27 protein-coding genes are annotated in these 25,509 nt (G+C 71.8%); 17 read left to right on the forward strand and 10 right to left on the reverse strand.

Features of this window, described 5'->3' with window-relative positions; genetic code table 11:
* The first annotated feature begins 26 nt into the window (after window positions 1-26).
* From G3576_RS26490 to G3576_RS26505, 4 genes are all read left to right on the forward strand, one after another.
* Window positions 27-785, forward strand: a complete 759-nt coding sequence (locus tag G3576_RS26490; protein WP_164697504.1) for an SDR family NAD(P)-dependent oxidoreductase — start codon at window positions 27-29, stop codon at window positions 783-785.
* The gene (locus G3576_RS26495) at window positions 785-1,168 is read left to right on the forward strand and encodes a hypothetical protein (RefSeq protein ID WP_164697505.1); all 384 of its coding nucleotides are present in this window, start codon (window positions 785-787) and stop codon (window positions 1,166-1,168) included. Before G3576_RS26490 ends, G3576_RS26495 begins: the two co-directional genes overlap by 1 nt.
* 146 nt (window positions 1,169-1,314) lie before the next feature.
* On the forward strand, window positions 1,315-1,767 hold the full coding sequence (locus tag G3576_RS26500; protein WP_164697506.1) for a (2Fe-2S)-binding protein: 453 nt from the start codon (window positions 1,315-1,317) through the stop codon (window positions 1,765-1,767).
* A 15-nt stretch (window positions 1,768-1,782) separates the two neighbouring features.
* On the forward strand, window positions 1,783-3,954 hold the full coding sequence (locus tag G3576_RS26505; RefSeq protein ID WP_164697507.1) for a xanthine dehydrogenase family protein molybdopterin-binding subunit: 2,172 nt from the start codon (window positions 1,783-1,785) through the stop codon (window positions 3,952-3,954).
* 79 nt (window positions 3,955-4,033) lie between these two features.
* Here the strand turns inward: G3576_RS26505 and G3576_RS26510 are convergent, their stop codons facing one another.
* Window positions 4,034-4,924, reverse strand: coding sequence for a site-specific tyrosine recombinase XerD (locus G3576_RS26510; RefSeq protein WP_164697508.1), 891 nt, complete (start codon window positions 4,922-4,924; stop codon window positions 4,034-4,036).
* 9 nt (window positions 4,925-4,933) lie between these two features.
* Window positions 4,934-5,080, reverse strand: coding sequence for a hypothetical protein (locus G3576_RS26515; protein WP_164697509.1), 147 nt, complete (start codon window positions 5,078-5,080; stop codon window positions 4,934-4,936).
* Between the two features lie 49 nt (window positions 5,081-5,129).
* Here G3576_RS26515 and aroB point away from each other — a divergent pair, with 49 nt between their 5' ends.
* Window positions 5,130-6,875, forward strand: coding sequence for a 3-dehydroquinate synthase (gene aroB / locus G3576_RS26520; protein WP_328729888.1), 1,746 nt, complete (start codon window positions 5,130-5,132; stop codon window positions 6,873-6,875).
* A gap of 65 nt (window positions 6,876-6,940) precedes the next feature.
* Window positions 6,941-7,519: a DUF2889 domain-containing protein gene (locus tag G3576_RS26525; protein ID WP_164697510.1), complete on the forward strand. Its 579-nt coding sequence runs from the start codon at window positions 6,941-6,943 to the stop codon at window positions 7,517-7,519.
* A gap of 279 nt (window positions 7,520-7,798) precedes the next feature.
* On the opposite strand, the gene G3576_RS26530 is transcribed toward G3576_RS26525, so the two are convergent.
* Window positions 7,799-8,095 (reverse strand): BolA family protein, encoded by a 297-nt coding sequence (locus G3576_RS26530; RefSeq protein WP_164697511.1) that lies wholly within the window; start codon window positions 8,093-8,095, stop codon window positions 7,799-7,801.
* A gap of 142 nt (window positions 8,096-8,237) precedes the next feature.
* On the opposite strand from G3576_RS26530, the gene G3576_RS26535 reads away from it, so the two are divergent.
* The 5 genes from G3576_RS26535 to G3576_RS26555 all read left to right on the forward strand — a co-directional run bounded on the left by G3576_RS26535 (window position 8,238) and on the right by G3576_RS26555 (window position 13,202).
* Entirely contained in the window at window positions 8,238-8,798 is a 561-nt protein-coding gene (locus G3576_RS26535) for a J domain-containing protein (RefSeq protein WP_407926137.1), read from the forward strand.
* A 61-nt stretch (window positions 8,799-8,859) separates the two neighbouring features.
* Complete coding sequence (gene cobS / locus G3576_RS26540; RefSeq protein WP_164697531.1) at window positions 8,860-9,870, forward strand: cobaltochelatase subunit CobS; 1,011 nt, start codon at window positions 8,860-8,862, stop codon at window positions 9,868-9,870.
* A 19-nt stretch (window positions 9,871-9,889) separates the two neighbouring features.
* Complete coding sequence (locus tag G3576_RS26545; protein ID WP_164697513.1) at window positions 9,890-10,357, forward strand: DUF29 domain-containing protein; 468 nt, start codon at window positions 9,890-9,892, stop codon at window positions 10,355-10,357.
* 11 nt (window positions 10,358-10,368) lie between these two features.
* Window positions 10,369-12,237, forward strand: a complete 1,869-nt coding sequence (gene cobT, locus G3576_RS26550) for a cobaltochelatase subunit CobT (RefSeq protein WP_164697514.1) — start codon at window positions 10,369-10,371, stop codon at window positions 12,235-12,237.
* Between the two features lie 8 nt (window positions 12,238-12,245).
* Entirely contained in the window at window positions 12,246-13,202 is a 957-nt protein-coding gene (locus tag G3576_RS26555) for an esterase-like activity of phytase family protein (protein WP_164697515.1), read from the forward strand.
* Here G3576_RS26555 and G3576_RS26560 read toward each other — a convergent pair whose 3' ends face one another.
* The 4 genes from G3576_RS26560 to G3576_RS26575 form a co-directional block, all read right to left on the reverse strand.
* The gene (locus tag G3576_RS26560; RefSeq protein WP_164697516.1) at window positions 13,203-13,967 is read right to left on the reverse strand and encodes an ATP-binding protein; all 765 of its coding nucleotides are present in this window, start codon (window positions 13,965-13,967) and stop codon (window positions 13,203-13,205) included. It abuts the gene before it with no gap.
* Between the two features lie 237 nt (window positions 13,968-14,204).
* The gene (gene rpmB, locus G3576_RS26565) at window positions 14,205-14,504 is read right to left on the reverse strand and encodes a 50S ribosomal protein L28 (protein WP_164697517.1); all 300 of its coding nucleotides are present in this window, start codon (window positions 14,502-14,504) and stop codon (window positions 14,205-14,207) included.
* Window positions 14,505-14,649: 145 nt separating this feature from the next.
* A complete protein-coding gene (locus G3576_RS26570) occupies window positions 14,650-14,922 on the reverse strand; it encodes a hypothetical protein (RefSeq protein WP_164697518.1) in 273 nt (90 codons plus the stop codon).
* A gap of 77 nt (window positions 14,923-14,999) precedes the next feature.
* Entirely contained in the window at window positions 15,000-16,814 is a 1,815-nt protein-coding gene (locus G3576_RS26575; RefSeq protein ID WP_164697532.1) for an ABCB family ABC transporter ATP-binding protein/permease, read from the reverse strand.
* Between the two features lie 173 nt (window positions 16,815-16,987).
* Here G3576_RS26575 and G3576_RS26580 point away from each other — a divergent pair, with 173 nt between their 5' ends.
* Window positions 16,988-17,863 carry an NUDIX hydrolase gene (locus tag G3576_RS26580; RefSeq protein ID WP_164697519.1) on the forward strand — a complete coding sequence of 292 codons (876 nt, stop codon included), beginning with the start codon at window positions 16,988-16,990 and terminating at the stop codon, window positions 17,861-17,863.
* On the opposite strand, the gene G3576_RS26585 is transcribed toward G3576_RS26580, so the two are convergent.
* Window positions 17,851-18,276 carry an Rrf2 family transcriptional regulator gene (locus G3576_RS26585; RefSeq protein WP_164697520.1) on the reverse strand — a complete coding sequence of 142 codons (426 nt, stop codon included), beginning with the start codon at window positions 18,274-18,276 and terminating at the stop codon, window positions 17,851-17,853. The genes G3576_RS26580 and G3576_RS26585 overlap by 13 nt on opposite strands.
* Before the next feature lie 85 nt (window positions 18,277-18,361).
* Here G3576_RS26585 and G3576_RS26590 point away from each other — a divergent pair, with 85 nt between their 5' ends.
* A complete protein-coding gene (locus G3576_RS26590) occupies window positions 18,362-18,835 on the forward strand; it encodes an MmcB family DNA repair protein (RefSeq protein ID WP_164697521.1) in 474 nt (157 codons plus the stop codon).
* A 214-nt stretch (window positions 18,836-19,049) separates the two neighbouring features.
* On the opposite strand, the gene rfaE1 is transcribed toward G3576_RS26590, so the two are convergent.
* Window positions 19,050-20,540, reverse strand: coding sequence for a D-glycero-beta-D-manno-heptose-7-phosphate kinase (gene rfaE1, locus G3576_RS26595; protein ID WP_164697522.1), 1,491 nt, complete (start codon window positions 20,538-20,540; stop codon window positions 19,050-19,052).
* Window positions 20,541-20,624: 84 nt separating this feature from the next.
* On the reverse strand, window positions 20,625-21,338 hold the full coding sequence (locus G3576_RS26600; RefSeq protein ID WP_164697523.1) for a metallophosphoesterase family protein: 714 nt from the start codon (window positions 21,336-21,338) through the stop codon (window positions 20,625-20,627).
* A gap of 78 nt (window positions 21,339-21,416) precedes the next feature.
* Between G3576_RS26600 and G3576_RS26605 the strand changes: the two genes are divergently transcribed.
* From G3576_RS26605 to G3576_RS26620, 4 genes are read left to right on the forward strand one after another with little or no spacing between them, the layout of a single operon-like run.
* Window positions 21,417-22,547 (forward strand): hypothetical protein, encoded by a 1,131-nt coding sequence (locus G3576_RS26605; RefSeq protein ID WP_164697524.1) that lies wholly within the window; start codon window positions 21,417-21,419, stop codon window positions 22,545-22,547.
* Window positions 22,544-23,704, forward strand: a complete 1,161-nt coding sequence (locus G3576_RS26610) for a hypothetical protein (protein WP_164697525.1) — start codon at window positions 22,544-22,546, stop codon at window positions 23,702-23,704. Before G3576_RS26605 ends, G3576_RS26610 begins: the two co-directional genes overlap by 4 nt.
* 46 nt (window positions 23,705-23,750) lie before the next feature.
* Window positions 23,751-24,518, forward strand: coding sequence for an ABC transporter ATP-binding protein (locus G3576_RS26615; protein ID WP_164697526.1), 768 nt, complete (start codon window positions 23,751-23,753; stop codon window positions 24,516-24,518).
* Complete coding sequence (locus G3576_RS26620) at window positions 24,515-25,321, forward strand: ABC transporter permease (protein WP_164697527.1); 807 nt, start codon at window positions 24,515-24,517, stop codon at window positions 25,319-25,321. Before G3576_RS26615 ends, G3576_RS26620 begins: the two co-directional genes overlap by 4 nt.
* Window positions 25,322-25,509 lie beyond the last annotated feature (188 nt).

Raw genomic sequence — 25,509 nt, forward strand, 5'->3', positions numbered from 1 at the left:
GGCCTCTCAACCAGGAGGGGCCGGCCATGACCGAGCGCATCATCCTCGTCACCGGCGCGACCGCGGGCTTCGGCCTTTCGATCGCGCGGCGCTTCGCGGCCGATGGCTGGCGCGTCGTCGCCACCGGCCGGCGCGGTGACCGCCTGGCCGCGCTGGTGGAGGAACTGGGCCCGGCGCGCTGCCATTCCGTGCCGCTCGACGTGCGGGACCGCAAGGCCGTGCTGGCGGAGATCGAGGCGCTGCCCGGCAGCTTCCGCGCCATCGATGTCGTCGTGAACAATGCGGGCCTCGCCGCCGGGCTCGACCCCGCGCAGGGCGCGGACCTCGACGATTGGGACGCGATGGTGGACACCAACTGCAAGGGGCTGATGTACGTCACCCGCGCCGTGCTGCCTGGGATGGTGACGCGGGATCGCGGGCACATCGTCAACATCGGCTCGACCGCCGGCGAATGGCCCTATCCCGGCGGCAATGTCTATGGCGCCACCAAGGCCTTCGTCCGCCAGTTCAGCCACAACCTGCGCGCCGACCTCTTCGGCACGCAGATCCGCGTGACGGAGATCGAGCCGGGCCTGGTCGGCGGCACGGAGTTCAGCGCGGTGCGCTTCAAGGGCGATGCCGCCAAGGCCGCCGCCCCCTATGCGGGGACGGATCCGCTGACGCCCGACGACATCGCCGATGCCGTGCACTGGGCCGTCTCCCGCCCCGCCCGCGTGAACATCAACACGATGCAGCTGATGCCGGTGGCGCAGAGCTTCGGACCGCTGCGGGTCCACAAGGCCTGATGGCGTCGCCGCCGGAACAGGGATCCCGCGCGCTGCGGCGCGTGGTGCGCGGCTTCACGGCCGCCACCATCGCCTCCATGGCCGCGGGCATCTGGCTGAGCATCGCCACGACGGACTGGATGTGGTTCGCGCGGTCCGGCGCCGTCATCACCGCTCTCGGCCTGGTGCTGGCCAGCCGGAAGGTGCTGATCGCGCGCGCCGATCTGATGGCGCTGCTGCAGGACATGGAACGCGTGGATGGTGCGGAGCGCACGGCGCGGCTCGAGAGCTTCAAGCGCCTGCAGCGTGACCTCGACCGCCAGGTGATGGAGAAGGCCGGCTTCGCGCTGCTGATCCTGGGCACGCTGGTCTGGGGCTTCGGGGACCTCGTCGGCCGGATCTAGCCCGGCTTCTCCGCTGCGCTTTGCGCTTGCCGCCCGCGCCGGTTTTGGTCATGGAATGTCGCGGGAGTCATCCACCGGCCATCTGGCGGCAGGATGAGGTCACCGGGGACACCGGGCCAGGCAAGAAAGACGGGGAGCGGACGGGAATGATCGACCTGATGGTCAATGGGCAGGCGCGTCGGGTGGATGCCGACCCGGACATGCCGCTGCTCTGGGCGCTGCGCGACATGCTGGGTCTCACCGGCACGAAGTATGGCTGCGGCATCGCGCAATGCGGTGCCTGCACCGTGCATGTGGATGGCGCGCCGACGCGGTCCTGCCAGACGCGCATCGGCGACCTGGCCGGCCGCCGCATCACCACGATCGAGGGCTTGCACCCCGAGGGACAGCACCCGCTGCAGCAAGCCTGGGTGGCGGCGCAGGTGCCGCAATGCGGCTTCTGCCAGTCCGGCCAGATCATGTCCGCCGCCGCGCTGCTGGCGGAGAACCGCCGCCCCTCGGACGCCGACATCGATGCCGCCATGGCCGGCAACATCTGCCGCTGCGGCACCTATCCCCGCATCCGCGCCGCCATCCATGACGCGGCCGCCAAGGCCTGAGGGGGAGCACTGACCATGGATGGCATGATCGAACGCCGCACGCTTCTCGCCACCGGCGCCGCCGCGCTGGTGGTGCCCCTCGCCCCCGCTTCCGCGCAGCAGGCGCCGCCCCCCGTCATCACCGCCGCCGCCGCCAACAGCCCGAATGGCGGGGTGGGGCAGGTGACGGCCTTCCTCCGCATCGCGCCCGATGGCCGCGTCACCTTCGCCTCCCCGGTCACGGAGATGGGGCAGGGCACGCATACCTCCCACGCCATGATCGTGGCGGATGAACTCGACGTGCCGCTGGCGCAGGTGACGGTGGTGGCCGGCCAGCCGGAACCGGCGCTCCGCCTGCAGCCCGTGAACGAGATGTATTCCGGCGCCAGCTTCGGCATCCGCTTCTGGCATGACCGCATCCGCCGCGCCTGCGCCCAGGCCCGCGGCGCGCTGGTGCAGGCCGCGGCCGAGCGGCTCGGCGTCGCCGCGGATACGCTCTCCACTGCCGAGGGCCGCGTCACCCATGCCGCCAGCAACCGTTCGGTCCCCTATGCCGAGCTGGTCGAGGCTGCATCGCGCCTGCCGCTGGCGGAGACGCCGCGGATCAAGCCCGCGGCGGAGCGCCGTGTCACGGGCCGTGCCGCACCGCGCATGGACATCCCGGCCAAGACCAATGGCAGCGCCATCTATGGCCATGACATCCGCCTGCCGAACATGGCCTATGCGGTGGCGCGGCTCTCGCCGGTGTTCGGTGCGGAACTCGATGGCTTCGACCGCGCCTCCATCAGCGCCATCCGCGGCATCATCGACGTCGTCGCGCTGAAGAACGGCGTCGCGGTGGTGGCGGAGAACAGCTGGGCCGCGATGGAGGGCGCGAAGCGCATCACCATCCGCTTCAAGCCGACGCCGGAGCAGAACCTGGACAGCGCGGAGCTCTCCCGCCGCCTGCGCGCCGGCCTCGAAGGCGGCCCCGCCACCCGCCCGCGCAACGATGGCGACGTGGACGCCGCGCTCTCCGGCGCCGCCCGCGTGGTGGAGGCGACCTATGAGGTTCCCTTCCTCGCGCATGCGCCGATGGAGACGGAGAACGCCACCGTCCACATTCAGGGTGACAAGGTGGAGGTCTGGGCCTCCACCCAGCACCAGGATTGGTGCGCGCGGGACGCCGCGCGCGTCGCGGGCGTGCCGCGGGAGAATGTCGTCATCCACACGCCGATGACCGGCGGCGGCTTCGGCCGGCGCCTGCACACGGAAGTGGTGGAGCAGGCGACCACCGTCGCGAAGGCGATCAACCGCCCGGTCAAGCTGATCTGGACGCGGGAGGATGAGTTCGCCCAATCCTATTGGCGTCCCGCCTTCGCGGCGAAGCTGCGGGCGGCCGTCGATGCGGAGGGCAAGGTCACGGGCCTCGCCATCCGCGCCGCGGGGCAGTCCGTGATGGGGGATTACCGCCCCGCCCTCTTCGCCGGGCCGCTGCGCGGCAACGACCCCTTCGCCCTGCAATCCATCGCCGATACCCGCCGCTACGATTTCGGCGCCTTCCGCGCGGAATGGCACCGGGTGGAGGCCGCGCCGAAGGTCTGGCTCTGGCGCTCCGTCGGCGGGTCGCAGATGTGCTTCTTCCTGGAGAGCTTCCTGGACGAGGTCGCGGCCGCGACACGCAAGGACCCCTATGCGCTGCGCCGCGAATTGCTGGCCAAGGACGCCCGCGCGCTCCGCGTGCTGGACACCGCCGCGCAGCGCGGCGGCTGGCAATCCGCGCCGCCCGCCGGCCGCCACCGCGGCATCGCCTTCGTCGACCTCTATGACAGCCTGGTCGCGCAGGTGGCGGAGGTCTCCGTCACCGGCAACGAGGTGCGCGTCCACAAGGTCTCCGTCGTCATCGATTGCGGGGACGTGGTGAACCCGGACAGCGTCGAGGCGCAGATGCAGGGCAGCGTCATCTGGGGGCTCTCCTCCATGGCGCTGGAAGGCGTCACCCTGAAGGATGGCGCGGCGGAACAGCGCAACTTCGACACCTACCCGATCCTCCGCATCGGATCGGCGCCCGCGGTGGATGTGACCATCATCCGGAGCGGCGAGCGCACGGGCGGCGTCGGCGAACCCGGCGTGCCGCCCGTGGCGCCGGCCGTCTGCAACGCGATCTTCGCCGCGACGGGGCGGCGGGTGCGGAGCCTGCCGCTGGCGAGCCAGGGGCTGAACGTCTGACGGGAAGGGGGAGCGCTGCTCCCCCTTCACCCCCACGCCAGGGGCGAGACGCCCCTGGACCGTCTTCAGTGAAGATCGCTTACGCCAGCGGGTGATGCTCCTCCACCAGGCGCTTCAGCCGCTCCTCCAGCACCTTGGTGTAGATCTGCGTCGTGGCGATGTCGGCGTGGCCCAGCAGGATCTGCAGGCTGCGCAGATCCGCGCCATGCCCCAGCAGATGGGACGCGAAGCTGTGGCGCAGGACGTGGGGGCTGACGCGTTCCGGGTCGATCCCCGCCGCGATCGCCGCATCCTTCAGGACCAGCCCCACATTCTGCCGCGTGATGTGCCCGCCCGCGGCGCGGGAGGGGAAGAGCCAGCGGCTGGGCTTTGCCCCCTTCGGCCGCTCCCGGATCGTCGCCAGCGCGGCCTCCCGCGCCCGGTTGGAGATCGGGACCAGCCTTTCCTTGTTGCCCTTGCCCGTCACTGCCACCAGCGGCTGGCCGGGCCGCAGTGCGTTGGCGGGGAGTGCGATCAACTCGCTGACGCGCAGCCCGCTGCTGTAGAGAAGCTCGACCAGCGCCACGGCCAGATGGCCCCGCGCGCCTGGCAGCCCCGAGGCGCCCTCCAGCAGCGCCGTCACCTCCGCCTCGCTCAGCGCCTTGGGCAGGCTGGCAGGCAGGCGGGGCCCCTGGAGCAGCTCTGTCGGGTCGTCGCTTCGGACCTGCTCCCGCGCCAGGAATCGGAAATACTGCCGGAGTGCGGAGAGCCGCCGCGCCGCCGTCCGCGCCGCCAGGCCGGCATCGGACAGGCCGCGCAGGTAGGACCGCACCACCTCGACGCCCGCTTCGGACGGCGACACCCCCTGCTGCCGGCAATGCACCCCGAAATCATCGAGGTCCGCGGCATAGGCGCTGATGGTGTTGCGGGCCGCGCCGCGTTCGGCGGCCAGCATCTCCAGGAAGGATTCGGCGTGGCGATCCCAGGCCATGGGCGGCCGTCAGCGCGTGCCGAAGCGCTCCGCCGGGACGGTCCGCTCCACCGGCTCCGGCGTCACGGTGGGCGGGAAGGCGCCGATGGCCAGCAGCCCGAGCACGACCACCCCGAACAGCAGCATCACCAGCAGCAGGATGGGGTGGCGGAACATCGGTGGGGCGGATCCTCGCGCGGGCCGGGCTGTGCTAGCCTTGCGCATCGTGTCACGCAACACCGCCCTTCCGGCCTGGCCGCTCCCCGATGCCAGCGCCCCCCCGGCCTCCGCCGCGCCCTTCGGCGCGGAGGACGCCGTGCGCGCGCCCACCCCCGCCATGGCCACTCGCAGCATCGTGCTGGTCGGCATGCCCGGGGCCGGCAAATCCTCCATCGGCCGGCGCCTGGCGACCAAGCTCGGCCTGCCCTTCATCGATGCGGATACCGAGATCGAGGCCGCCGCCGGCCTGCCGATCACGGAGATCTTCACGCGATACGGGGAGCCGCATTTCCGGGACGGGGAGCGCCGGGTCATCGCCCGCCTACTGGCGGGCCCGCCTCTGGTGCTGGCGACCGGCGGCGGCGCCTTCACCGATGCCCGCACCCGCGCCGCGGTGGCCTCCTCCGGCGCCGTCGCGGTCTGGCTGCGCTGTTCCCTGCCGACGCTGCTGCGGCGGGTGGCGGGGCGGGAACACCGGCCCCTCTTCCTGAACAAGGACCCGCGTGAGGTGCTGGAGCGCCTGATGACGGCGCGCCACCCCACCTTTGCCGAGGCCCCCGTCATCGTGGACTGCACCGATGAACCGCCGGAGACGACCACCCGCAAGGTGATGGAGGCGATCGCCGCGCATCGCGATCCCTCCCGCCTGCCGGTCCGGCTCGGCGACCGCGCCTATGACATATTGGTGGGCGAGGGGCTGGTGGCGCGCGCGGGCGCGCTGATCGCCCCGGTCCTGCCGGCGCGCCGCGTCGTCGTCATCACCGATGAGACGGTGGCCGCGCTGCACCTGCCCACCCTGACGGCCGGCCTGGCGGAGGCCGGCGTCGGCATCGTCTCCACCATCACCGTGCCGCCGGGCGAGGCCAGCAAATCCTTCCCCCAGCTGCAATCCGTGGTGGAGGCGGCGCTGGCCGCAGGCGCGGATCGGCGGACGGCAGTGGTGGCGCTGGGTGGCGGCGTGGTGGGTGACCTCGCGGGCTTCGCGGCCGCCATCGCGCTGCGCGGCCTGACCTTCATCCAGATCCCCACCACCCTGCTGGCCCAGGTGGACAGCTCGGTGGGCGGCAAGACCGGCATCAATCTCGGCCTCGGCAAGAACCTGGTCGGCGCCTTCCACCAGCCCCGCCTGGTGCTGGCCGATACCGGCGTGCTCGGCACCCTCCCGCCCCGCGAACTCCGCGCCGGCTATGCGGAGGTGGCGAAGCATGGGCTGCTGCAGGGCGAACTCTGGGCCTGGTGCGAGGCGGAGGGCGCCCGCGCCGTGGCCGGCGACCCGACCGCGCTGGCCCATGCCGTGATGGAATCCTGCCGCCTGAAATCGGCCGTGGTCGCGGCCGATGAGCGGGAGGAGAGCGAGGAGGGCGGCCGCGCGCTGCTCAACCTCGGCCATACCTTCGGCCACGCCCTCGAAGCCGAATGCGGCTATGGCGGTGAGCTGTTGCATGGGGAGGCGGTGGCCGTCGGCCTCGGCCTGGCCGCGTCGCTCTCCGCCCGGCTCGGCCATTGCAGCCAGGAGCTGCCGGGTCGCGTGATCTCCCATCTGCAGGAGGTCGGCCTGCCCGCCCGGATCGGCGACCTCAAGCGCCGCTTCTCGGCGGAGGCGCTGATGGGCCGCATGCGCAAGGACAAGAAGGCGCGGGACGGGGCGATGCGCTTCATCCTGATGCGCGCACCGGGCGACTGCTTCACCACCAGCGATGTGGCGCCGCTGGCGGTGCAGACGCTGCTGCGGGACGAGGGCTGCGGGGAGTAGGCGACACCCCGCGCCCACGGGTCTAGGCTTCTCCCGCACTGCACCATAGCCAGCCGGGAACCCTCATGCCGCTCTCCGCGCCCGAGACCGATCGCCGCCTGATCCACACCCGCACCATCGAGATGCAGGGTTTCCAGCGCACCGACGGCCTCTACGACATCGAGGCGCATCTGGTGGACACCAAGACCTACGCCTTCGAGAACATGGATCGCGGCGCCATCCCCCCGGGCGAGCCCCTGCACGGCATGTGGATCCGCCTGGTGGTGGGCGAGGACATGGTGATCCGGTCCTGCGAGGCCTCCACCGATTTCGCCCCCTATGCCGTCTGCCCGGGCGCGGCGCCCAACTTCGCCGCGCTGGCCGGCGTCTCCGTCGGCGTCGGCTTCAACCGGGCGGTGAAGGAGAGGGTGGGCGGCAGCCTCGGCTGCACGCATCTGCGCGAAGTGCTGGCCCAGATGGCGACCGTCGCCTACCAGACCATCGGCCCGCTGAAATGGCGGCGGGAGCGGGAGGCGGCGGAGCGCGCGAAGGCGGCGGGCGAGCCCGTGCCGCCCTCCTCCCGCAAGCTGCCGATCGGCTCCTGCCTCGCCTATGCGCCGGACAGTCCCGTGGTGCTGCGGCACCGCGCAGCGATGGAGGAGTAGAACTCCCCACAAAACCGCTTCGCGGCTTTGCGGGGACCCCGGCCTGGCGCCCGTTCCCGGTGGTTGCGCTGCGTTGCCGCAGCAAAGCCGCGGCGCCGCCTTGGGGCCAATCCGGCCTTTCGACAGGCGCTCCGCGCCTCATACCAGCGGACCGGTCGTTTGACCGGTCCGAGCGCCCGAATGGGCGCCGCCGCCTATGCGGCGAAGCCAAGGAAACCGGAGGTTTCCGCCCGGCGTCTGAGGGGGGCCTGAAGCGGTCACGCGAAAGGGCCGTTGGTATCAGCCCCGCGCCGCTTCCTCCGGCGTCAGCAGCTTCAGCGACAGCGCATGCAGCCCGGTGACGAACTCGGCGGCCAGCGCTTCATGCACCGCGCGGGACCGGGTGACGCGGCTCTGACCCGCGAAGCCGGGCGCCACGATGCGGAGCGTGTAGTGGGTCTCGCCCCCGGGCCGCGCGCCGGCATGCCCGGCATGCAGCGCGCTGTCATCCTGCACGATGACCTCGGTGGGGGCGAAGGCGCCCCGGATCGCGGCCTCGATGCGGGCGGCGCGGTTTGGCGGGTTCATGGCTTGCATGTGGGGCTTCCTGCCGCCGGCGGAAGCCCCGCGCAAGGCATGCCCGGGTTGCCTTGCGTGACCGGGATGCGACGACCATAAGACCCGCATGGCGCGACGAGGCGACCGCATCGGGTTGGCAACGGCGGAACCGGAAACGCCCGTGCGGCCCTGTGAGTCGCCGGGCTGCCCGGAACCCGGCGCCTATCGCGCGCCCCGCGCCCGCAACGCGCTGAACGATTACCGCTGGTTCTGCCTGGACCATGTGCGCGAATACAACCGTGCCTGGGACTACTACAAAGGCATGGCGCCCGGGGAGATCGAGGCGAACATCCGCAACGATGCCGGCTGGCAGCGCCCGACCTGGCCGCTCGGCCGCCTCGGCGGCGCCAACCCCTTCGACCATCCGGAGATGTTCCGCGACCCGCTCGGGATGCTGAAAGACACGCCGCTGCATGCCCAACGCCGCCAGCGCGCGCCGCGGCCGGATGAACCGCCGCCCGAACTGCGCGCGGCGCTCGACGTTCTCGGCCTGGCCTGGCCCATCGACGCGGTCACCCTGCGCGCCCGCTACAAGGAACTCGCCAAGCGCTACCACCCGGATGCCAATGGTGGCGACCGGCAGGGGGAGGAGAGGCTGAAGGATATCAGCCGCGCCTACAGCCTGCTGCGCCGCGCCCTGCCTGGCCGCGCGCCCGCCACCCCCGCTGCCAAGACCGGTTGACGGGTAGCCGCGCCGCCGCCATCGCCCTAGGATCAACCCGATGCCACAGCCGGACCAGGAAATGACCAAGGTCGCCACCCCTACCGAGAGCCGCCCCACCGCCGCCATCGATATGCCCGACACCACCGTGAAGGTGCGCGAGGTCTTCGGCATCGACAGCGACCTGACGGTGCCCGCCTTCTCGCTCCGCACCGAGCATGTGCCGGAGGTCGATACCTCCTACCGCTTCGACCGGGAGACGACGCTCGCGATCCTGGCCGGCTTCGCGCACAACCGCCGCGTCATGGTCCAGGGCTACCACGGCACCGGCAAGTCCACGCATATCGAGCAGGTGGCGGCGCGGCTGAACTGGCCCTGCATACGCGTGAACCTCGACAGCCACATCAGCCGCATCGACCTGATCGGCAAGGACGCCATCGTCCTCAAGGACGGCAAGCAGATCACGGAGTTCCGGGAAGGCATCCTCCCCTGGGCGCTGCAGCACGCCTGCGCGCTGGTCTTCGACGAATATGATGCCGGCCGCCCGGACGTGATGTTCGTGATCCAGCGCGTGCTGGAGGTGGAGGGCAAGCTCACGCTGCTCGACCAGAACAAGGTCATCCGCCCGCATCGCGGCTTCCGCCTCTTCGCCACGGCCAACACGGTCGGCCTCGGCGACACGACGGGCCTCTATCACGGCACGCAGCAGATCAACCAGGGCCAGATGGACCGCTGGAACATCGTGGCGACGCTGAACTACCTGCCGCATGCGCAGGAGACGCAGATCGTCATGGCCAAGCTCGGCCTGGACGAGAAGGACCCGAAGGCGAAGCGCCAGACGGAAGCCATGGTGGCGCTGGCCGACCTGACGCGCGCGGGCTTCATCGCCGGCGACATCTCCACCGTCATGTCGCCCCGCACCGTCATCACCTGGGCCGAGAACGCCAAGATCTTCGGCGATGTCGGCTTCGCCTTCCGCCTCAGCTTCCTCAACAAGTGCGACGAGGCGGAGCGCGGCACGGTGGCCGAGTACTACCAGCGCTGCTTCAACGAGGAACTGCCGAGCGGCAGCCTGCTCCGCAAGGCGGGGTAGCCTGCCCAGGGAGGGCATGATGGATGGTCGCCTCTTCGGCCTCGGTGCGGACCCGGATGTCGATGAGCATGCCTGGCTGCTCGGCCAGGCGGAGGCGCTGCGCTCGCGGCGCCTGACCGCCATCGATTGCGACGCCCTCGCGGAGTTCCTGGACAGCATGGCCAAGCGGGATGTCCGGGAAGCCCTGTCACAGGTCGAACGTCTCTTGATGCACCTGATCAAGTTCACCGTGCAGCCGCAGCGGGCGACCTCCTCCTGGGCGATCAGCGTGGTGAACGCCCAGAACGAGCTGCAGGACATGCTTGATTCCGCCGCGCTTCGCCGCGCGGTGGAGGAGAAGCTGCCGCGCGCCTGGGAACGCGCCCGCCGCTCCGCCGCCGCCGAGACCCGCATGGCGATCGCCGCCATGCCCGCCGAGAACCCCTGGAGCCTGGACGAGGCCCTTAGCTGGACCCCGCCCTTCGGCCTCCCCCAGCGCGTGAAGTGACATCCAGCCCCATGGCGAACACCAAGGACCAGACGCGGCAGGAAGAGTTCAAGCGGGCCACCGCCGGCGTGCTGCGCGCCATCGCGCAGGTGCCGGAGGTGCAGGTCGCCTACCAGCCGGGGCCCTCGGGCCTCGCCGGCAAGCGCGCCCGCCTGCCGCTGCCGACCCGCGCCCTGCCGCCGTCCGAGATGGCGAAGCTCCGCGGCGCGGCCGACGCCATCGCGCTGAAGCTCCGCCACCACGACGAGGGCGTGCACAGCGCCCGCGTGCCGCAGCGGCGGGAGGCGCGGGAGGTCTTCGACGCGCTGGAGGATGTGCGCGTCGAGGTCGTCGGCAGCCAGCACATGGCCGGCGTCGCCGCCAATCTCCGCGCCCGCCTGGCCGAGCAATGCGAGGCCGAGGGCTATGACCGCATGACGCGGAAGGACCAGCTGCCGCTGCCCGCGGCGCTCGGCCTTCTCGCGCGCGAACGCCTCTCCGGCGAACCGGTCCCGGCCGCGGCGCGCCGGGTGCTCGACCTCTGGCGCGACTCGCTGGGCGAGAAGGGCGAGGCGGCCTTCACGGAAATGGCGGCCGCCCAAGGCAACCAGGACGCCTTCGGCAAGGCCGCGCGCAAGCTGCTGGCCGCGCTCGACCTGGCGGAGGCCGAGGTCGAGGCTGAATCCGAGCAGGATGAGGAAGAAGGGGAGGGCGGCGAGACCTCCTCCCAGCAGGATCAGTCCGGGGAGGGCGAGGCCCAGGCCCAGGACACGGAAAGCATGCTCGGCGCCCAGCCCGAGACCATGCAGGGCGACGCCGCCGAGGACGAGACCGAGGAGGGCGAGGAGGAAGGCGCCGCCGCCGAGGGCGATGACCGCCCGGGCGGCCCGCAGCAGCGGAAGGAGGTCGCGCAGACCGACGACGCCTCCACCTACCGCGCCTACAACCGCAGCTTCGACGAGGTGGTGGACGCGGAGGATCTCTGCGACGCCGATGAGCTGACGCGGCTGCGCCAGCAGCTCGACCAGCAGCTGTCGCACCTCCAGGGCGTCGTCTCCAAGCTGGCGAACCGGCTGCAGCGCCGCCTCCTGGCGCAGCAGCAGCGCGCCTGGGAGTTCGACCTGGAGGAGGGGATCCTCGACGTCGCACGCCTGGCTCGCGTGGTGGTGAACCCGATGCTCTCCCTCTCCTACAAGCGGGAGCGGGAGGCGGATTTCCGCGACACGGTCGTGACGCTGCTGATCGACAATTCGGGATCGATGCGCGGCCGCCCGATCACCGTCGCCGCCATGTGCTGCGACATCCTGGCGCGCACGCTGGAACGCTGCGCGGTGAAGACCGAGATCCTGGGCTTCACCACCCGCGCCTGGAAGGGCGGGCAGAGCCGCGAGCGCTGGGTGCAGGAAGGCAAGCCGCGCAACCCCGGCCGCCTGAACGACCTCCGCCACGTCGTCTACAAGGCCGCCGATGCCCCCTGGCGCCGCGCGCGCAAGAACCTCGGCCTGATGCTGCGCGAGGGGCTGCTGAAGGAGAACATCGACGGCGAGGCGCTGGAATGGGCCTACAAGCGGCTCCTCCAGCGCAGCGAACACCGCCGCATCCTGATGGTGATCTCGGATGGCGCGCCGGTCGATGACAGCACGCTGTCGGTGAACCCCGGCAACTACCTCGAACGTCACCTCCGCAAGGTGATCGGGGAGATCGAGGGGCGGGAGGCGGTGGAGCTGATCGCCATCGGCATCGGCCATGACGTGACGCGCTACTACCGCCGCGCCGTGACCATCGTGGATGCCGAGGAGCTGGGCGGCACCATGATGAAGAAGCTCGCCGAGCTCTTCGACGAGGATGCGGCCATGGCCTGGCAGCGGGCGGCGTCGGAGCGTTCCGCGCTGGTGGCCTGAGCCCAGGCATGGCTACCCGCCGCGGCCTGCTGACCGCCGCCGCGGCGGTCCTGTCCGGCTGCATGCCGGGGGCGGAGGCCGGCGCGCTCAGCCGGCCGCTCGACCTGCCAGCCCTGCCGGCGGGCGGGCCGCTCCGGGTCCTGGGCGGGCTCGAGATCGATCGCCGCGTGCTGGGCTTCGGCGGGCTGTCAGCCCTCCATCTGGCCGATGACCTCACCCTGACCGCGATCTCCGACCTCGGCCGCTTCGCGGAGATGCGGCTGGCGCTGGATGCGGGTCTTCGCCCGACTTCTGTGACGCTGATCCGCACGGGACCGCTGCGCGATGGCGCGGGGCGGCCGCTGGAGCGTGGCCATGCCGGCGATTCCGAATCGCTGGCACGGCTGCCGGATGGCAGCTGGCTCGTCGGCTTCGAGCGCTGGCATCGTCTCCGCGCCTATCGCACCCTGTCCTCGCCCGGAACCTATGTGGCGGCGCCGCCCGGGCTCGAACGTGCGCCGGCCAATGCCGGGCTGGAATCGCTGGCCGTGCTGCCCGATGGCCGGCTGGTGGCGATCGCGGAGGAGTTCCCGCCCGGCGTCGATGCCAGCATCACCGCGGCCTGGATCGGCCGGCCCGGCGCCTGGCAGCCCATCGCCTATCGGATCGGGCCCGGCGGCCTGCTGCCGGTGGATGCGGCGGCCCTGCCGGATGGCGCGCTGCTGGTGCTGGAACGCAGCTTCTCCATCTTCGGCGGTTTCTCCGGTCGCCTGGTCCGGGTGCCGGCCGCGCAACTGGCAGCCCCGGCCATCGGCGCGGTGCTGCAGGGCGAGGAACTGCTCCGCCTGGCGGCGCCCCTGCCCAGCGACAATTACGAGGGCCTGGCGGTGCTGCGGCGGGATGGCCGTACGCTGCTGGCCATCATCTCCGACGACAACGAGAACCGACTGCAGCGGACCCTTCTGCTGGTCTTCGAACTGCTCTGATCAGACGACCTCGAGCAGCCTTTCGCGCGGCAGCGTCAGCCAGGCGCGGGCGCCAATGCCGGGCGCGCTTTCCAGCCGGATGTCGCCGCCATGCGCGGCGGCAAGGGAGCGGGCCAGCGTCAGGCCGAGATCGAGGCCCCGCGTGCCGGCCAACGGCCCGGCGGCATCGGCCACGATGTCATGCGCCGGCAGGCCATCGCCCTCATCCTCCACGACGATCGCCACCGTCTCTGCGCCCAGCACATGGCGGAGCGCCACCACGTCGCCGTCGCGGGAATGGCGTGCGGCGCGGCGCAGCAGCGCGGCCAGCGCCCCTTCCAGCGCGCGGCGATCGGCCTTGACCGTCAGGCTGCGCAGGTTGGGGTCGATCTGCCAGTGCCGGCGGCCCGGCCGGATCTGCGCCGCCACCGAGGCGACGGCGGCATCCACCACGGGGCCGAGCAGGGCCGGCGCCTCATGCAGCGCACGGGGCGAGGGCTCGGTGGCGAAATCGGCGAGGTCATCGGCCAGGCGAAGCAGATGCTGGGCGACGCCTTCCAGGGGTGTCTCCTCTCCATCGCGGCGCGACGCCGGCGCCAGCTGTGCCGCCTGGGCCATCAGCGCGAGGCCCGGGCCCCGCAATTCCTGCGCGGCGAGCGACAGGCAGCGGCCGCGGGCGGCGGCCAGCCGTTCGGAGGCCGCGACCCGGTTGCGGGCATCGATCAGGACCATCCGGACGCGCAGCGCCGTGGCGATCGCCACGGCGACCAGCAGCAGGACGATCATCAGGAGTGAATCGGGCGTCATCACCGCGACAGTGGGGCGGTGCTGGTTGCCAAAGGGTAAACTCTAGAAGGCCAAAAGCCACGAAGTGTCAGGCTGAAGCGACAATCACCGATGACACTTTCGTGAGGTCGCGTCGGCACCCGCATTGGCCAGGCGGCTCGTGCGCGGAAACAAAAAGGCCGGGGCATGGCCCCGGCCTTCAGCAGGTCACTCCGGCAAGCCGGACGCCTTCGCCCTTCAGGCCGCGGCGGCCTTCTTTTCCTGCGCGCGCGACAGGCGGCGCTTCAGCACCAGGGCCTCCGCCGGCAGGTCGCGATCGGGGGTGCCGAGCAGGAAGGCGTCGAAGCCGCCATTGTGCTCGATCGTCCGGATGCCCTTGACGGACAGGCGCATGCGCACCGGCGTGCCGAGGATATCGGAGAAGAACGACGTTTCCTGCAGGTTGGGCAGGAAGCGACGCCGGGTCTTGTTGTTGGCGTGGCTGACGTTGTTGCCCGTCAGCACGCCCTTGCCGGTGATTCCGCAGCGGCGGGCCATGACTTCTATCCCGATAAGCGCGCACCCGGGTACCTGGGACGAATTGGCCAGGCTGCCGAGCGCGGTGTGGTCCGGAGGGGGGCTCCTATCGCGGATCGCCCCGGTTGCGTCAAGGGCGCGGAGGCCCGCAGCTGGAGATTCGCGACTAGAGATTGGCGGCGTGGGGCGGCGACCCCGCCGCCCGGCGCATCTCCGCCAGCTCTCCCGATTCGACGGAGGCCAGCGCGCTGCGCAGCACGCCGGCCACCGCCCGGTCATCCATGCTGCGCGACAGCATGCCGAGCGCGCCGCCCAGCAGGGCGGAGGCGATGGAGATCGGCGCGATCCCCTGCTCGATCATGTACTCGATGGCCTTGTCCACCACCGAACCGGCGTGGCTGAGGTCTTCCGGGGCCACGCCCTGGGGGTCGAACTGCATGCGGCGGGCCTCCTTGAAGTCGTCATCACATAGGCAGGGAGCGGGGCGAGGGAAACCCCTCGGCCCGTATTCGGGGGTCAGGCGGTCTCGGCGATCTCCGCTGCCGCCTGGGCCGCCGCCTGGGCGGCCGCCGCGGCTTCCGCCGCCGCCACGGCCTCCGACTGCCGGCGCCACATGGCGGCGTAGAGGCCATCGGCCGCGATCAGCTGGGCATGGGACCCGCGTTCCGCGACATGGCCGTCCTGCAGCACCAGGATCTCATCCGCATCCACCACGGTGGACAGGCGATGCGCGATGACCAGCGTGGTGCGGCCCCGCGCGGCGTCGCGCAAAGCGGCCTGGATATCCTGCTCCGTCCGCGTGTCGAGCGCGCTCGTCGCCTCATCCAATATGAGCAGGCGGGGGTCCTTCAGCAGGGTGCGGGCAATGGCAACGCGCTGCTTCTCGCCGCCCGAGAGCTTGAGCCCGCGCTCGCCGACCTTGGTGTCGTAGCCATCGGGCAGGCGGAGGACGAAGTCGTGCACCTGCGCCAGGCGGGCGGCGTTCTCCACCTCCTCCTGCGTCGCGCCAGGGCGGCCATAGGCGATGTTGTAGCGGATGGTGTCGTTGAACAGCACCGTGTCCTGCGGCACCACGCCGATGGCGTGGCGGACGCTGTCCTGCGTCACGTCCCGCACATCCTGCCCGTCGATCGCCACGCGGCCGCTGGTCGCGTCGTAGAAGCGGAAGAGCAGGCGGCTGATGGTGGATTTGCCGGCGCCGGTCGGGCCGACGATGGCGAGTGTCCGGCCCGGCGGCACGGTGAAGCTGACGCCCTTCAGGATCTGCCGGTCGGGGCGGTAGCCGAACCGCACATCCTCGAACCGGATTTCTCCCTGTGTCACGGCAAGGGCGGGCGCCCCGGGCTTGTCGGCGACCTCCCGCTCCTCCCGCATCAGGCGGAACATGGCCTCCATGTCCGTCAGCCCCTGCTTGATCTCGCGATAGGCGAAACCCAGGATGTTCAGCGGCTGGAAGAGCTGGATCATGTAGGTGTTGACCAGCACGAAGTCGCCCACGCTCATGCCGCCATGCGCCACCCGCCCGGCCGCCATCAGCATGACGATGGTCAGGCCGAGCCCGATTATGGCCTGCTGGCCGAAATTGAGCCCGTTGAGGCTGACCTCGGACCGCACATAGGCCTTTTCGTAGCGCTCCAGGCTGGCGTCGTAGCGCCGCGCCTCATGCCCCTCATTGCCGAAATACTTGACCGTCTCGTAGTTCAGCAGGCTGTCGATGGCCCGCGTATTGGCCTCGGTATCCGTCTCGTTCATCGCGCGGCGGAAGCGCAGCCGCCATTCCGTGAAGAGCAGGGTGTAGGCGATGTAGACGCCGACCGTGCCGAGGATGACGACGGTGAAGGTGACGTCGAACATGCCCCAGAGGATCAGCGAGACCAGCAGGATCTCGAAAATCGTGGGCACGATGTTGAACAGCAGGAAGTCGAGCACGAAGGTCATGCCGCGCGTGCCGCGTTCCAGCACGCGGGACAGGCCGCCGGTCTGGCGATCGAGGTGGAAGCGCAGCGACAGCGCGTGCAGATGCTGGAAGACCTGCAGCGCGATCCGCCGCGTCGCGCGGCCCTGCACACGGGCGAAGATCGCATCCCGCAACTCGTTGAAGCCGCTGCTGGTGATGCGCATCAGCCCGTAGCCGAGCACCAGCGCGATCGGCACCGCCGCCACCGCGCCGGCCCCCCCGGCTTGCGGCGCCAGGGCATCGACGGCACGGGCGAAGGCGATGGGGACCAGGACGTTGGCGGCCTTGGCGAAGACCAGCAGCGCCAGGCTCGCCACGACGCGGAAGCGCAGCCCGGGCTCGCCCTGCGGCCAGAGATAGGGCGCCATGGCCATCAGCGTGCGCAAATGGCTGCGCTCGCCGGCGATATTCTTCTGCACTCGGTGGCTCCGGGGGGCTTCGATGCTCCAAGTGGGGCGTGGCGCAGCGGCCGCAAACACTCAAGGGGGTAGCGGTGCCATGCGTAGGGCGCAGTGCATCGCGCCGGGGCCGCGCGCTAAGGAGGCGCATGGACGCCCCCGCCACCGACCTCGCCCCCTTCGAGCGGCACATCGCCGCCTGCAACAACATCGCCTCCCCCTCCCACCTCATCCGCTTCCGGATCGGCGAGGAGCAGGTGGGGTGGGTCGGCACGGAGCTGGCGCGGGCGCTGGCCTTCTACCCCCGGGAATTCCACTTCGATGAACGCGGCGTGGCGCTGGCCGGGCGGCTGCGGGCGCCCGGCGCGCGCAGCGAGGCGCTGGCCACCGCCGTGAAGGGCCTGGCGGGTCGTGGCCACCTGACGATCCGGCACGAGGATTTCGACGTCCGCGCCACGCCCGATGGCCCGGTGCTGGCGCGGCTCGACCGCGGCGCCATGCCCGCCTTCGGCGCCATGTCCCAGGGCGTGCATGTGAACGGCTATGTACGGCGCGCGGACGGGCTGCATCTCTGGGTGGGGTGGCGGTCCCGGACCAAGCCGGTGGCGCCGGGGCAGATGGACAATGTGGTGGCCGGCGGCATCCCGGCCGGGCTCTCCCCCGCGGAATGCCTGGTGAAGGAGGCGGGGGAGGAAGCCTCCATCCCGCCCGAACTGGCCGCGACGGCGGTGCCGGTCGGCCGCGTCTCCTACATCATGGCGGTGCCGGAGGGGCTGAGGCGGGACGTGCTGCATTGCTACGACCTGGAACTGCCGGAGGGCTTCGTCCCCCGGCCGCATGACGACGAGGTCGAGCGCTTCGCGCTGCTGCCCGCCGCCGCCGTCATGCAGGTGCTGCGGGAGAGCGACCGCATCAAGTTCAACGTGAACCTGGTGCTGATCGACTTCTTCCTGCGGCACGGACTGATCGATCCTCGCGCGCCCGGCGTGGAAGCCCTGCGCGCGGGGCTCGATCAGGTCGGCTGAGCCACCTCCAGCCGCTGGCACAGCTGTTCCACCGTGACGGTGGACAGCCGCTCCTCCAGCGCCGTCTCGGCGGCGTCGAAGACATCCCGCAGCAAAGCGGGGGTGGCGCGGCCGACGGCATCGCCCCGGCTCGGGGCCCGATGGATCGGCAGCAGCGGCAGGCCGTTGCGGCGCATGGCCTGCCAGACATCGGCGAGGGTGATCTCCGCCGCGGGACGGGCGAGCTCGGCGCCCCCCGGGCCGCGGCGGATGCGGATCAGTCCCGCGCGCGCGAGTTGCCCGGCCAGCCTTCGGATGACGACCGGGTTGGTGCCGACGGATTCGGCCAGGCGCCCGCTGGTGGCCTGCCCGCCCGGCTCCGTGGCGAGGAGAAGAAGGATGTGGATGGCGACGGCAAAACGTGTTGCGACCATGGTTTGCAACACGCGCCGCAGCCTTTTCAGTTCCTTTCTTTTCCAGCGGATTGACTGTTGCGTGAACGAAGGACGAACGTAGGGCATGGCCATCGTCCTGACCGTCCCCGAGCGAACCGTTTCAGTGTGCCGCGCCGCGAGCCTGTTCTGCGGCCTGCGGGGCTGGGCGCCGGTGCGGGAGATGCCGCTGCCGAACGGGCGGCGCGCCGACATCCTGGCGCTGCTGCCGGATGGGCGCTTCGCGGTGGTGGAGGTGAAGTCCTGCGCGCGGGATTTCCTCAGTGACAACAAGTGGCCGGAATACCGGGCGTATTGCGACCTGCTCTACTTCGCCGTGGACCTCGACTTCCCGGTGGAGCTGCTGCCGGAGGATGTCGGCCTGCTGGTGGTGGAGGGGCGAGAGGCCGCGCTGGTGCGGGAGGCGCCGGCCCATCCCCTGGCCCCGGCGCGCCGCCGCGCCCTGCTGCAGCGCTATGCCGTGACGGCGGCGGGGCGGCTGGCGGCGTTGCAGGACCCGGCGGGGCTGGCGGAGCTGCGGGCGGCGCTGCTGGTGGAGTGAGGGAGGCCGTTGCGATGGATCGGCGATTGAGGGCCAGGAAATGTGGCTTTTTAGTCACTAATGCCTTTAAGCCGATTAGCCGATTTATGCACCTTTAGTCGCGTTTTCGCGGTGCTCGTCGGCGGCTTGCGGCAACGCCGGAAGGCAAGGCAAGGCCCCGTGGCGGCCGGATCATAACCGGAACATCGCCCGAAAGGCCAGCGAAACCGGCGCCTCAGCCCCGGATGCGGGCGACCGTGGCCGTGGTGCTCTGGCCGGGCAGCAGCTGCGCCAGGCGGACGACGCCGCCCCATTCGGCCACGAAGTCGCCGCCCACCACAGTCTCCACCGTGTAGTCCGCGCCCTTCACCAGCACGTCCGGTCGCAGCAGCTTGATCAGGTCGATCGGCGTGTCCTCCTCGAACACGCTGACCAGATCCACCGAGGCGACGGAAGCGAGGACAGCCGCGCGCGCGGCCTCCCCCTGGATCGGCCGCGTCTCGCCCTTCAGGCGCTTCACGCTGGAATCGGCGTTGAGGCCGACGACCAGCCGGTCGCACCAGGACCGCGCCTGTTCCAGCAGGTGGACATGGCCGGGATGCAGCAGGTCGAAGCAGCCATTGGTGAAGCCGATGCGCCAGCCGCGGCGGCGCCAGCGTTCCACCTGCTCGATCGCCTGGGCGCGGGAGACCACCTTGCGCAGCGCGCCGCGTTCCGGCGTCAGCGCCTCCGCCAGGTCGCTTTCGCGCGCCACGGCGGTGCCGACCTTGCCGACCACGATGCCGGCCGCGATGTTGGCGAGCCGCGCCGCGACGGGGGCGGCGAGGCCGGCGGCGAGGCCCGCGGCCACCACTGCGACGACGGTGTCGCCGGCGCCGGAGACGTCATGCACTTCCGGCGCCTCGGCCGGGAAGTGGCGGACGCCCTGGCCATCCACCAGCGTCATGCCGTCCTCGCTCCGCGTCACCAGCACGGCGCCGAAGCCGTGGGCGGCGCGCAGCGCCTGGGCGGCGGCGACGATCGCCTCCTCCGTGTCCACCTTCATGCCGGTGGCCAGCGCCAGTTCGGCGCGGTTGGGCGTGACCATGTCCGCACCGGCATAGCGCGCATAGTCGCGGCCCTTGGGGTCCACGACCACGCGGCGGCCGGCGGCGCGGGCGGCGGTGATCAGGCGCTGCGCGACATCGCCCGCCAGCACGCCCTTCTGGTAGTCGGACAGCACCATGACGGTGGTGGCGGCCACCGCATCGGCGGCGATCCGCACCATGCGGTCCGCCAGCCTTTCGTTGATCGGCCCGGCCATCTCATGGTCCGCGCGCAGCAGCTGCTGGCCGGCGGCGATGAAGCGGGTCTTGGTGGTGGTGGCGCGGCCGCCCTGGACCAGCAGCCAGGGCTCCACATTGGGCTGGCCGCCGATGAGCCCCGTGAGGTCGCTGCCCGCCTGGTCGTCGCCGACGACGGAGACGAAGGCGACGGCGGCGCCCAGCGCCGTGAGGTTGCGGACCACGTTGCCGGCACCGCCGGGCATGGCGAGCTCCCGCTCCACTGCCAGCACCGCGACCGGCGCCTCGGGGCTGACGCGCTGGACCTGGCCGTAGACATAGCGGTCGAGCATGGCGTCGCCGACGACGAGGACGGAGGCGCGCTTGAGCTGGCGCACCGCCTCGGTCAGGTCACCGACGGGGATCTCGGGGGTTGGCAGGTCGGCGGGCGCGGGGCCTTGCATACATGGGCCCTACTCCAATCGCGCCACCGGGCGCAAGGCACGCCCGCGCGGGTGGGCAATAAAGGGGGCGGTTCCTGCCCGCTTTCACGCCATCAGGAAGCCGATCCGGTCATCCTCCAGCACCGCGCAGGTCAGGTCGCCGCCGAAGACGGCGCCGGTATCGATGCCGATGCGATGCGCCCGCACCTCCGGCGTCTTGGAGGGGGTGTGGCCATGGACCACCACCGCGGGGATGGGGCCGCGCCAGGACAGGAAGGGCTCCCGGATCCAGGTCAGGTCCATGATGTCCTGGGCATCGAGCGGCACGTCCGGCCGGATTCCGGCATGGGCGAAGAAGTAGCCGCCGGCGGCATGGCTGGTCCGGCAGCCCCGCAGGAAGGCCAAATGCTCGTCCGGGATGGACTCGAAGGTCGGGCCATCCTCCGGGTGCAGGCCATAGCTTTCCAGCGTCGCGCCGCCGCCATTGTCGAGCCAGAAGGAGACGACCTGGTCCGGCGCGGTGGGGGAGAGGGCGGCCAGCATCATCTGTTCGTGGTTGCCCATCAGGTTCACCACGCGCAGCCCGTGCAGCGGCGGCGGGCCCAGCAGCAGGTCGATCACCGCCGCGCTGTCCGGGCCGCGATCGACATAGTCGCCGAGGTGGATGAGCGTCGCCTGTTCGGCCGGATGGTCCAGCAGATGGTCCACGATCCGGTCGTGCAGCGTCTCCAGCCGCGCCACGCAGCCATGCGCGTCGCCGATCGCGTAGATGCGCTGCCCGGGGGGGAGCCGGGCGGGCGCTAAGAATTCCGTAAGCATGCCGGGAGGAACCTAGCGCGAAGGCGGGCGCGCGTCGCCCTCCGGCTCCCCCTCTGGCCCCCGGCGGTGCCATCAATCATGCCCGAAGCCTCAACGTTCCGCGATCCGGTGACGGCGGCACCCCCCGTGGTGGCGCTGGCGGGGGGCGTGCCGCAGGTCACGGCCCTCGTGTCGCCCTCGGCGCCGCCCCTGGCGGTGGTGATGCGCGACGCGCTGCGGGCGGCGGCGGGACGCGTGGTGCTGCGGGTGAGGGACCTGCCGGCGCATCGCCGCCGGGTGGCCCGCGCCCTGCTGCAGGAAGGCGCGCTGGCGGCCGGCGGCACGGTGCTGGACGGGCCGGGGGACGATCTGCTGCTGGTGGGGGCGGAGGCGGCGCGGGCGGAACGGCTGCGGGCGCTGCTGGACCGGCTGCTGGGCGCGCCGGCCACCGGCATCTGGTCCCTGGAACGGGATGCACCGGCCCTGCTGGACTATGCCGCAGGGCGCGACACCCTGGCGGAGCCGATCGCCGCCGGTGCCGGGCCGGATCTGGCGGGGCTGGACGACTGGCTGCCGCGCGTGCCGCTGGAGGGGCTGGTCTCCCGCCACCTTGGCTACCGGCTGGAGCCGGGTGGCGCGAAGCCCGCCTTCCTGCGACTCGACGTCGCGCGGGATGCGCTGGCGCGCCGGATGGGCGTGCTGGGGCAGGACCGGGACCTGGTGGAGTATGCTTCCCGCGCCATCGCCGGGCGGCTGCTGCGCGCCGTGGGCGATCCCGCCCAGCGCGGCACGCTGATCGGGGACCGGCTGCCCGGCCCGCTGCACCTGCCCGTGCCCCCGGCCGCGCTGACCGGGCGGGATGGCGGCGCGCGGGGCGGGTCCATGCTGGTCGCCGCCGTGGCGGCGGAGGAGGCCGCGGACCCCAGGGCCCTGGCCGCGCGGCGGGAGGTGCTGGCCGGCCTGGGCTGGTCGATGGAACTGGACGGGCTGACGGCGGAGATGCTGGGCCTGATGGCGCCCGATGCCCTGCCGGCCGACTGGCTGCGCCTGCAGTGGAGCGAGGCCGTGCTGGCGCCGTCCTGCTACGCGGCGCTGCGGCGGGTCGATCCGGCACGGCTGACCCTGGCGGGGGTCCGGGATGCCGATGCGCTGGCCTGGGCGCGCAGCCTCGGCGTGACGCGGATCGAGCCGACGCCGGCCCTGGCCGCGGCCCTGAGGCTGCCGGCGTGAGCGGGATCGACACCGACCGCCGGCCCTCCACCATCCGCGCGGCGGCGGACCTCGCGGCCTTCGTGCGGGAGACGGTGGCGGCGAATGCGTCGCGGGACGTGCTGCACCTCCGCATGGCCGGGTTGTCGCCGGCCATGCGGCGGCCGCACCACCAGCGGCTGCTGCGGGATGCGCTGGGGCCGGCGCTCTCCGGCGCCCGCACCCGGGTCTTTGACCTGCCGAATGGCGATGTGGTGGCGGTGGCTCCGCCGCCGGCCCTCGCCCTGGAGACGACGCGGCTCGCCCTGGCGAGGACGCTGGAAGCCGCGGCGCAGGATGCGGTGCGGAGCATGCGGCTGCCGGAGGCGGCGGCGCAGCTGCTGGCGACGGCGGCGGAGAGCCTCGGGTTGGATCCCGCGCCGGAGGAGCCCGATCCGGGCCCGGCGCGGCCGCCCGTCACCTCCGCCCAGGTGGCGGCGGCGGAGCGCGCCTTGGCGCGGGCGGATCTGGAGCCCGTGACCTTCTGCCAGACGGTGTGCCGCATGGACCCCGACGGCGCGCTGGCGGAGCCGCTGTGGGAGGACCGCCGCATCGCCTGGCCGGCCCTGTCCGACCTGGCGCTGGGCGGCGCGGATAGCGGGGCTTCCGCCGCGCTGAAGCGGCGCCTGGCGCGGCTGGCGGAAGCGCGGATGCTGGCCGAGATCGGCCGCCCCGCGGCGCAGCTGGCCTGGAAGCCGGTCGGCCTGCCCGTCACGCCCGGGACGCTCTCGACCCCCGCCTTCGACCGCTTCGATGCCGGCCTGCCGGCCGGGCGGCGGAAGGAGATCACGCTGGGGTTCCGCGCCGCCGACATCCTGGCCGATCCGGCGGGGTTCGTGGCGGCGCGGGACCTGGCGCGGGCGCGCGGCTATGTGACGGCGCTGGATGACGCGACGGCGGGGCTGCTGGCGGTGCTGCCGCTGGCGCGGCTGGGGCTGGACCTGCTGCGGCTGCGCTGGTCACCCGAATTGCCGATGACGGTGCCGCCCGCCCTGGCCAGCGTGCTGGCGGAAGGGGAGGGGCCGGAGCGCGTGGTGCTGGTGGGCGTCGATCGCCCGGCCGCCATCGCCTGGGGATGGGAAGTGGGCATCCGCCGCTTCCAGGGACCGCTGGTGGAGAAGCGCCGGCGCGGGCTGTGATCGCGGGTTCGCTTGCCCTCGGCGGCGGGCCGCGCATATCCGTGGGATGCCTCCCGATCAGAATGCGGCCCTGCTGGTGCAGGGGCTGACCAAACGCTACCGGCCGGATGGCCAGGCGGCCGTCCAGGACCTCTCCTTCACCCTGCCGCGCGGCGCCACCTGGGGGCTGCTGGGCGGCAATGGCGCGGGCAAGACCACCACCATCGCCATGCTGCTCGGCCTGCTGGTGCCGAGCGAGGGCCGCATCCTGGCGCTGGGGCACGACATGGCGACGGACCGCTTCGCGGCGCTGGCGCGGATGAACTTCTCCTCCCCCTATGTCGCGCTGCCGCACCGGCTGTCGGTGGCCGAGAACCTGATGGTCTATGCGCATCTCTACGGCGTGCCGAAGCCGCGCGCGCGGATCGAGGAGCTGGCGGAGCAGCTGCAGCTGACGGAGCTGCTGAAGCGCCCGGCCGGGGAGCTGTCGGCCGGGCAGAAGACGCGGGTGGCACTCGCGAAGTCGCTGGTGAACCGGCCGGATCTGCTGCTGCTGGAAGAGCCGACCGCGAGCCTCGACCCCGATACCGGCGACTGGGTGCGGTCCTGGCTGGAGCGCTACCGGGCGGAGAGCGGCTGCGCGATCCTGCTGGCCAGCCACAACATGGCGGAGGTGGAGCGGCTCTGCGCGGAGGTGCTGATGCTGCGCGCAGGCCGCGTGGTGGATCGCGGCAGCCCGGCCGACCTTCTGCACCGCTACGGGCGGGACGATCTGGAGGAGGTGTTCCTGGACATCGCCCGTGACCGCGGAAACGCGGCGGAGCGCGCGGCATGAGCGGGGCATCGTCGGCGCGCCGCATCTGGGGGCTGATGTACCGGCACCTGGCCCTCTATCGCCGGTCCTGGCCGCGGCTGCTGGAACTGGCCTATTGGCCCGTCCTGCAGATGGTGGTGTGGGGCTTCGTCACCGCCTACCTCGCGGGCGTGCAGAACAACGTGGCGAGCGTCGCGGCGGGCGTGCTGCTGGGCGGCGTGCTGCTGTGGGAGGTCGCGATCCGCAGCCAGATGGGCTTCGCCATCTCCTTCCTGGAGGAGGTGTGGTCCCGCAACCTCGGCCATGTCTTCGTCAGCCCCTTGCGGCCGATGGAACTGGTGGCGGGGCTGGTGGCGATGAGCATGCTGCGGATGCTGGCGGGGGTGCTGCCGGCGGTCGGGCTGGCCTGGGTGCTCTACGGCTTCGGGCTGTGGACGCTGGGGCCGGTCATCGTGCTGTTCTTCGCGGGGCTGATGATGATGGGCTGGGCCGTGGCACTCGGCGTCACGGCGCTGATCCTGCGGCATGGCGCGGGGGCGGAGCCGCTGGCCTGGTCCGTGCTGTTCGGCCTGACGCCCTTCGCGGCGGTGTTCTACCCCGTTTCCGTCCTGCCGGGCTGGCTGCAGCCCATCGCGCTGATGGTGCCGGCGGCGCATGTGTTCGAGGGCATGCGCGGCGTGCTGCTGGAGGGCACCATCGCCTGGGGCCACCTGGCCGCGGCTTTCGGGCTGAACCTGGTCTGGCTGGCGGGCGCCGTCGCGCTGTTCCTGCGGCAGTTCCAGGCGGCGCGGGAAAGGGGGGCGCTGCTGAGCATCGGGGAGTGAGCGCGCTGTCGGGGAGCGCGACCTGCGGCCGGCGTTCAGCCGGCCGAGGCCGCGAACGCGGCCCTCGGCCAGTGCCGCGAAGCCAAGCCGGCGGAGCCGGCGCCCGGCGATTGAGCGACTGTGTTGGTCGTCAAGCGGGTTTTGCGTCCCATGGCTTTCCGGTTCGGATGATGGCGTTGAGGATGGTG

Source organism: Falsiroseomonas algicola (assembly GCF_011040385.1).
GTDB lineage: Bacteria > Pseudomonadota > Alphaproteobacteria > Acetobacterales > Acetobacteraceae > Falsiroseomonas > Falsiroseomonas algicola.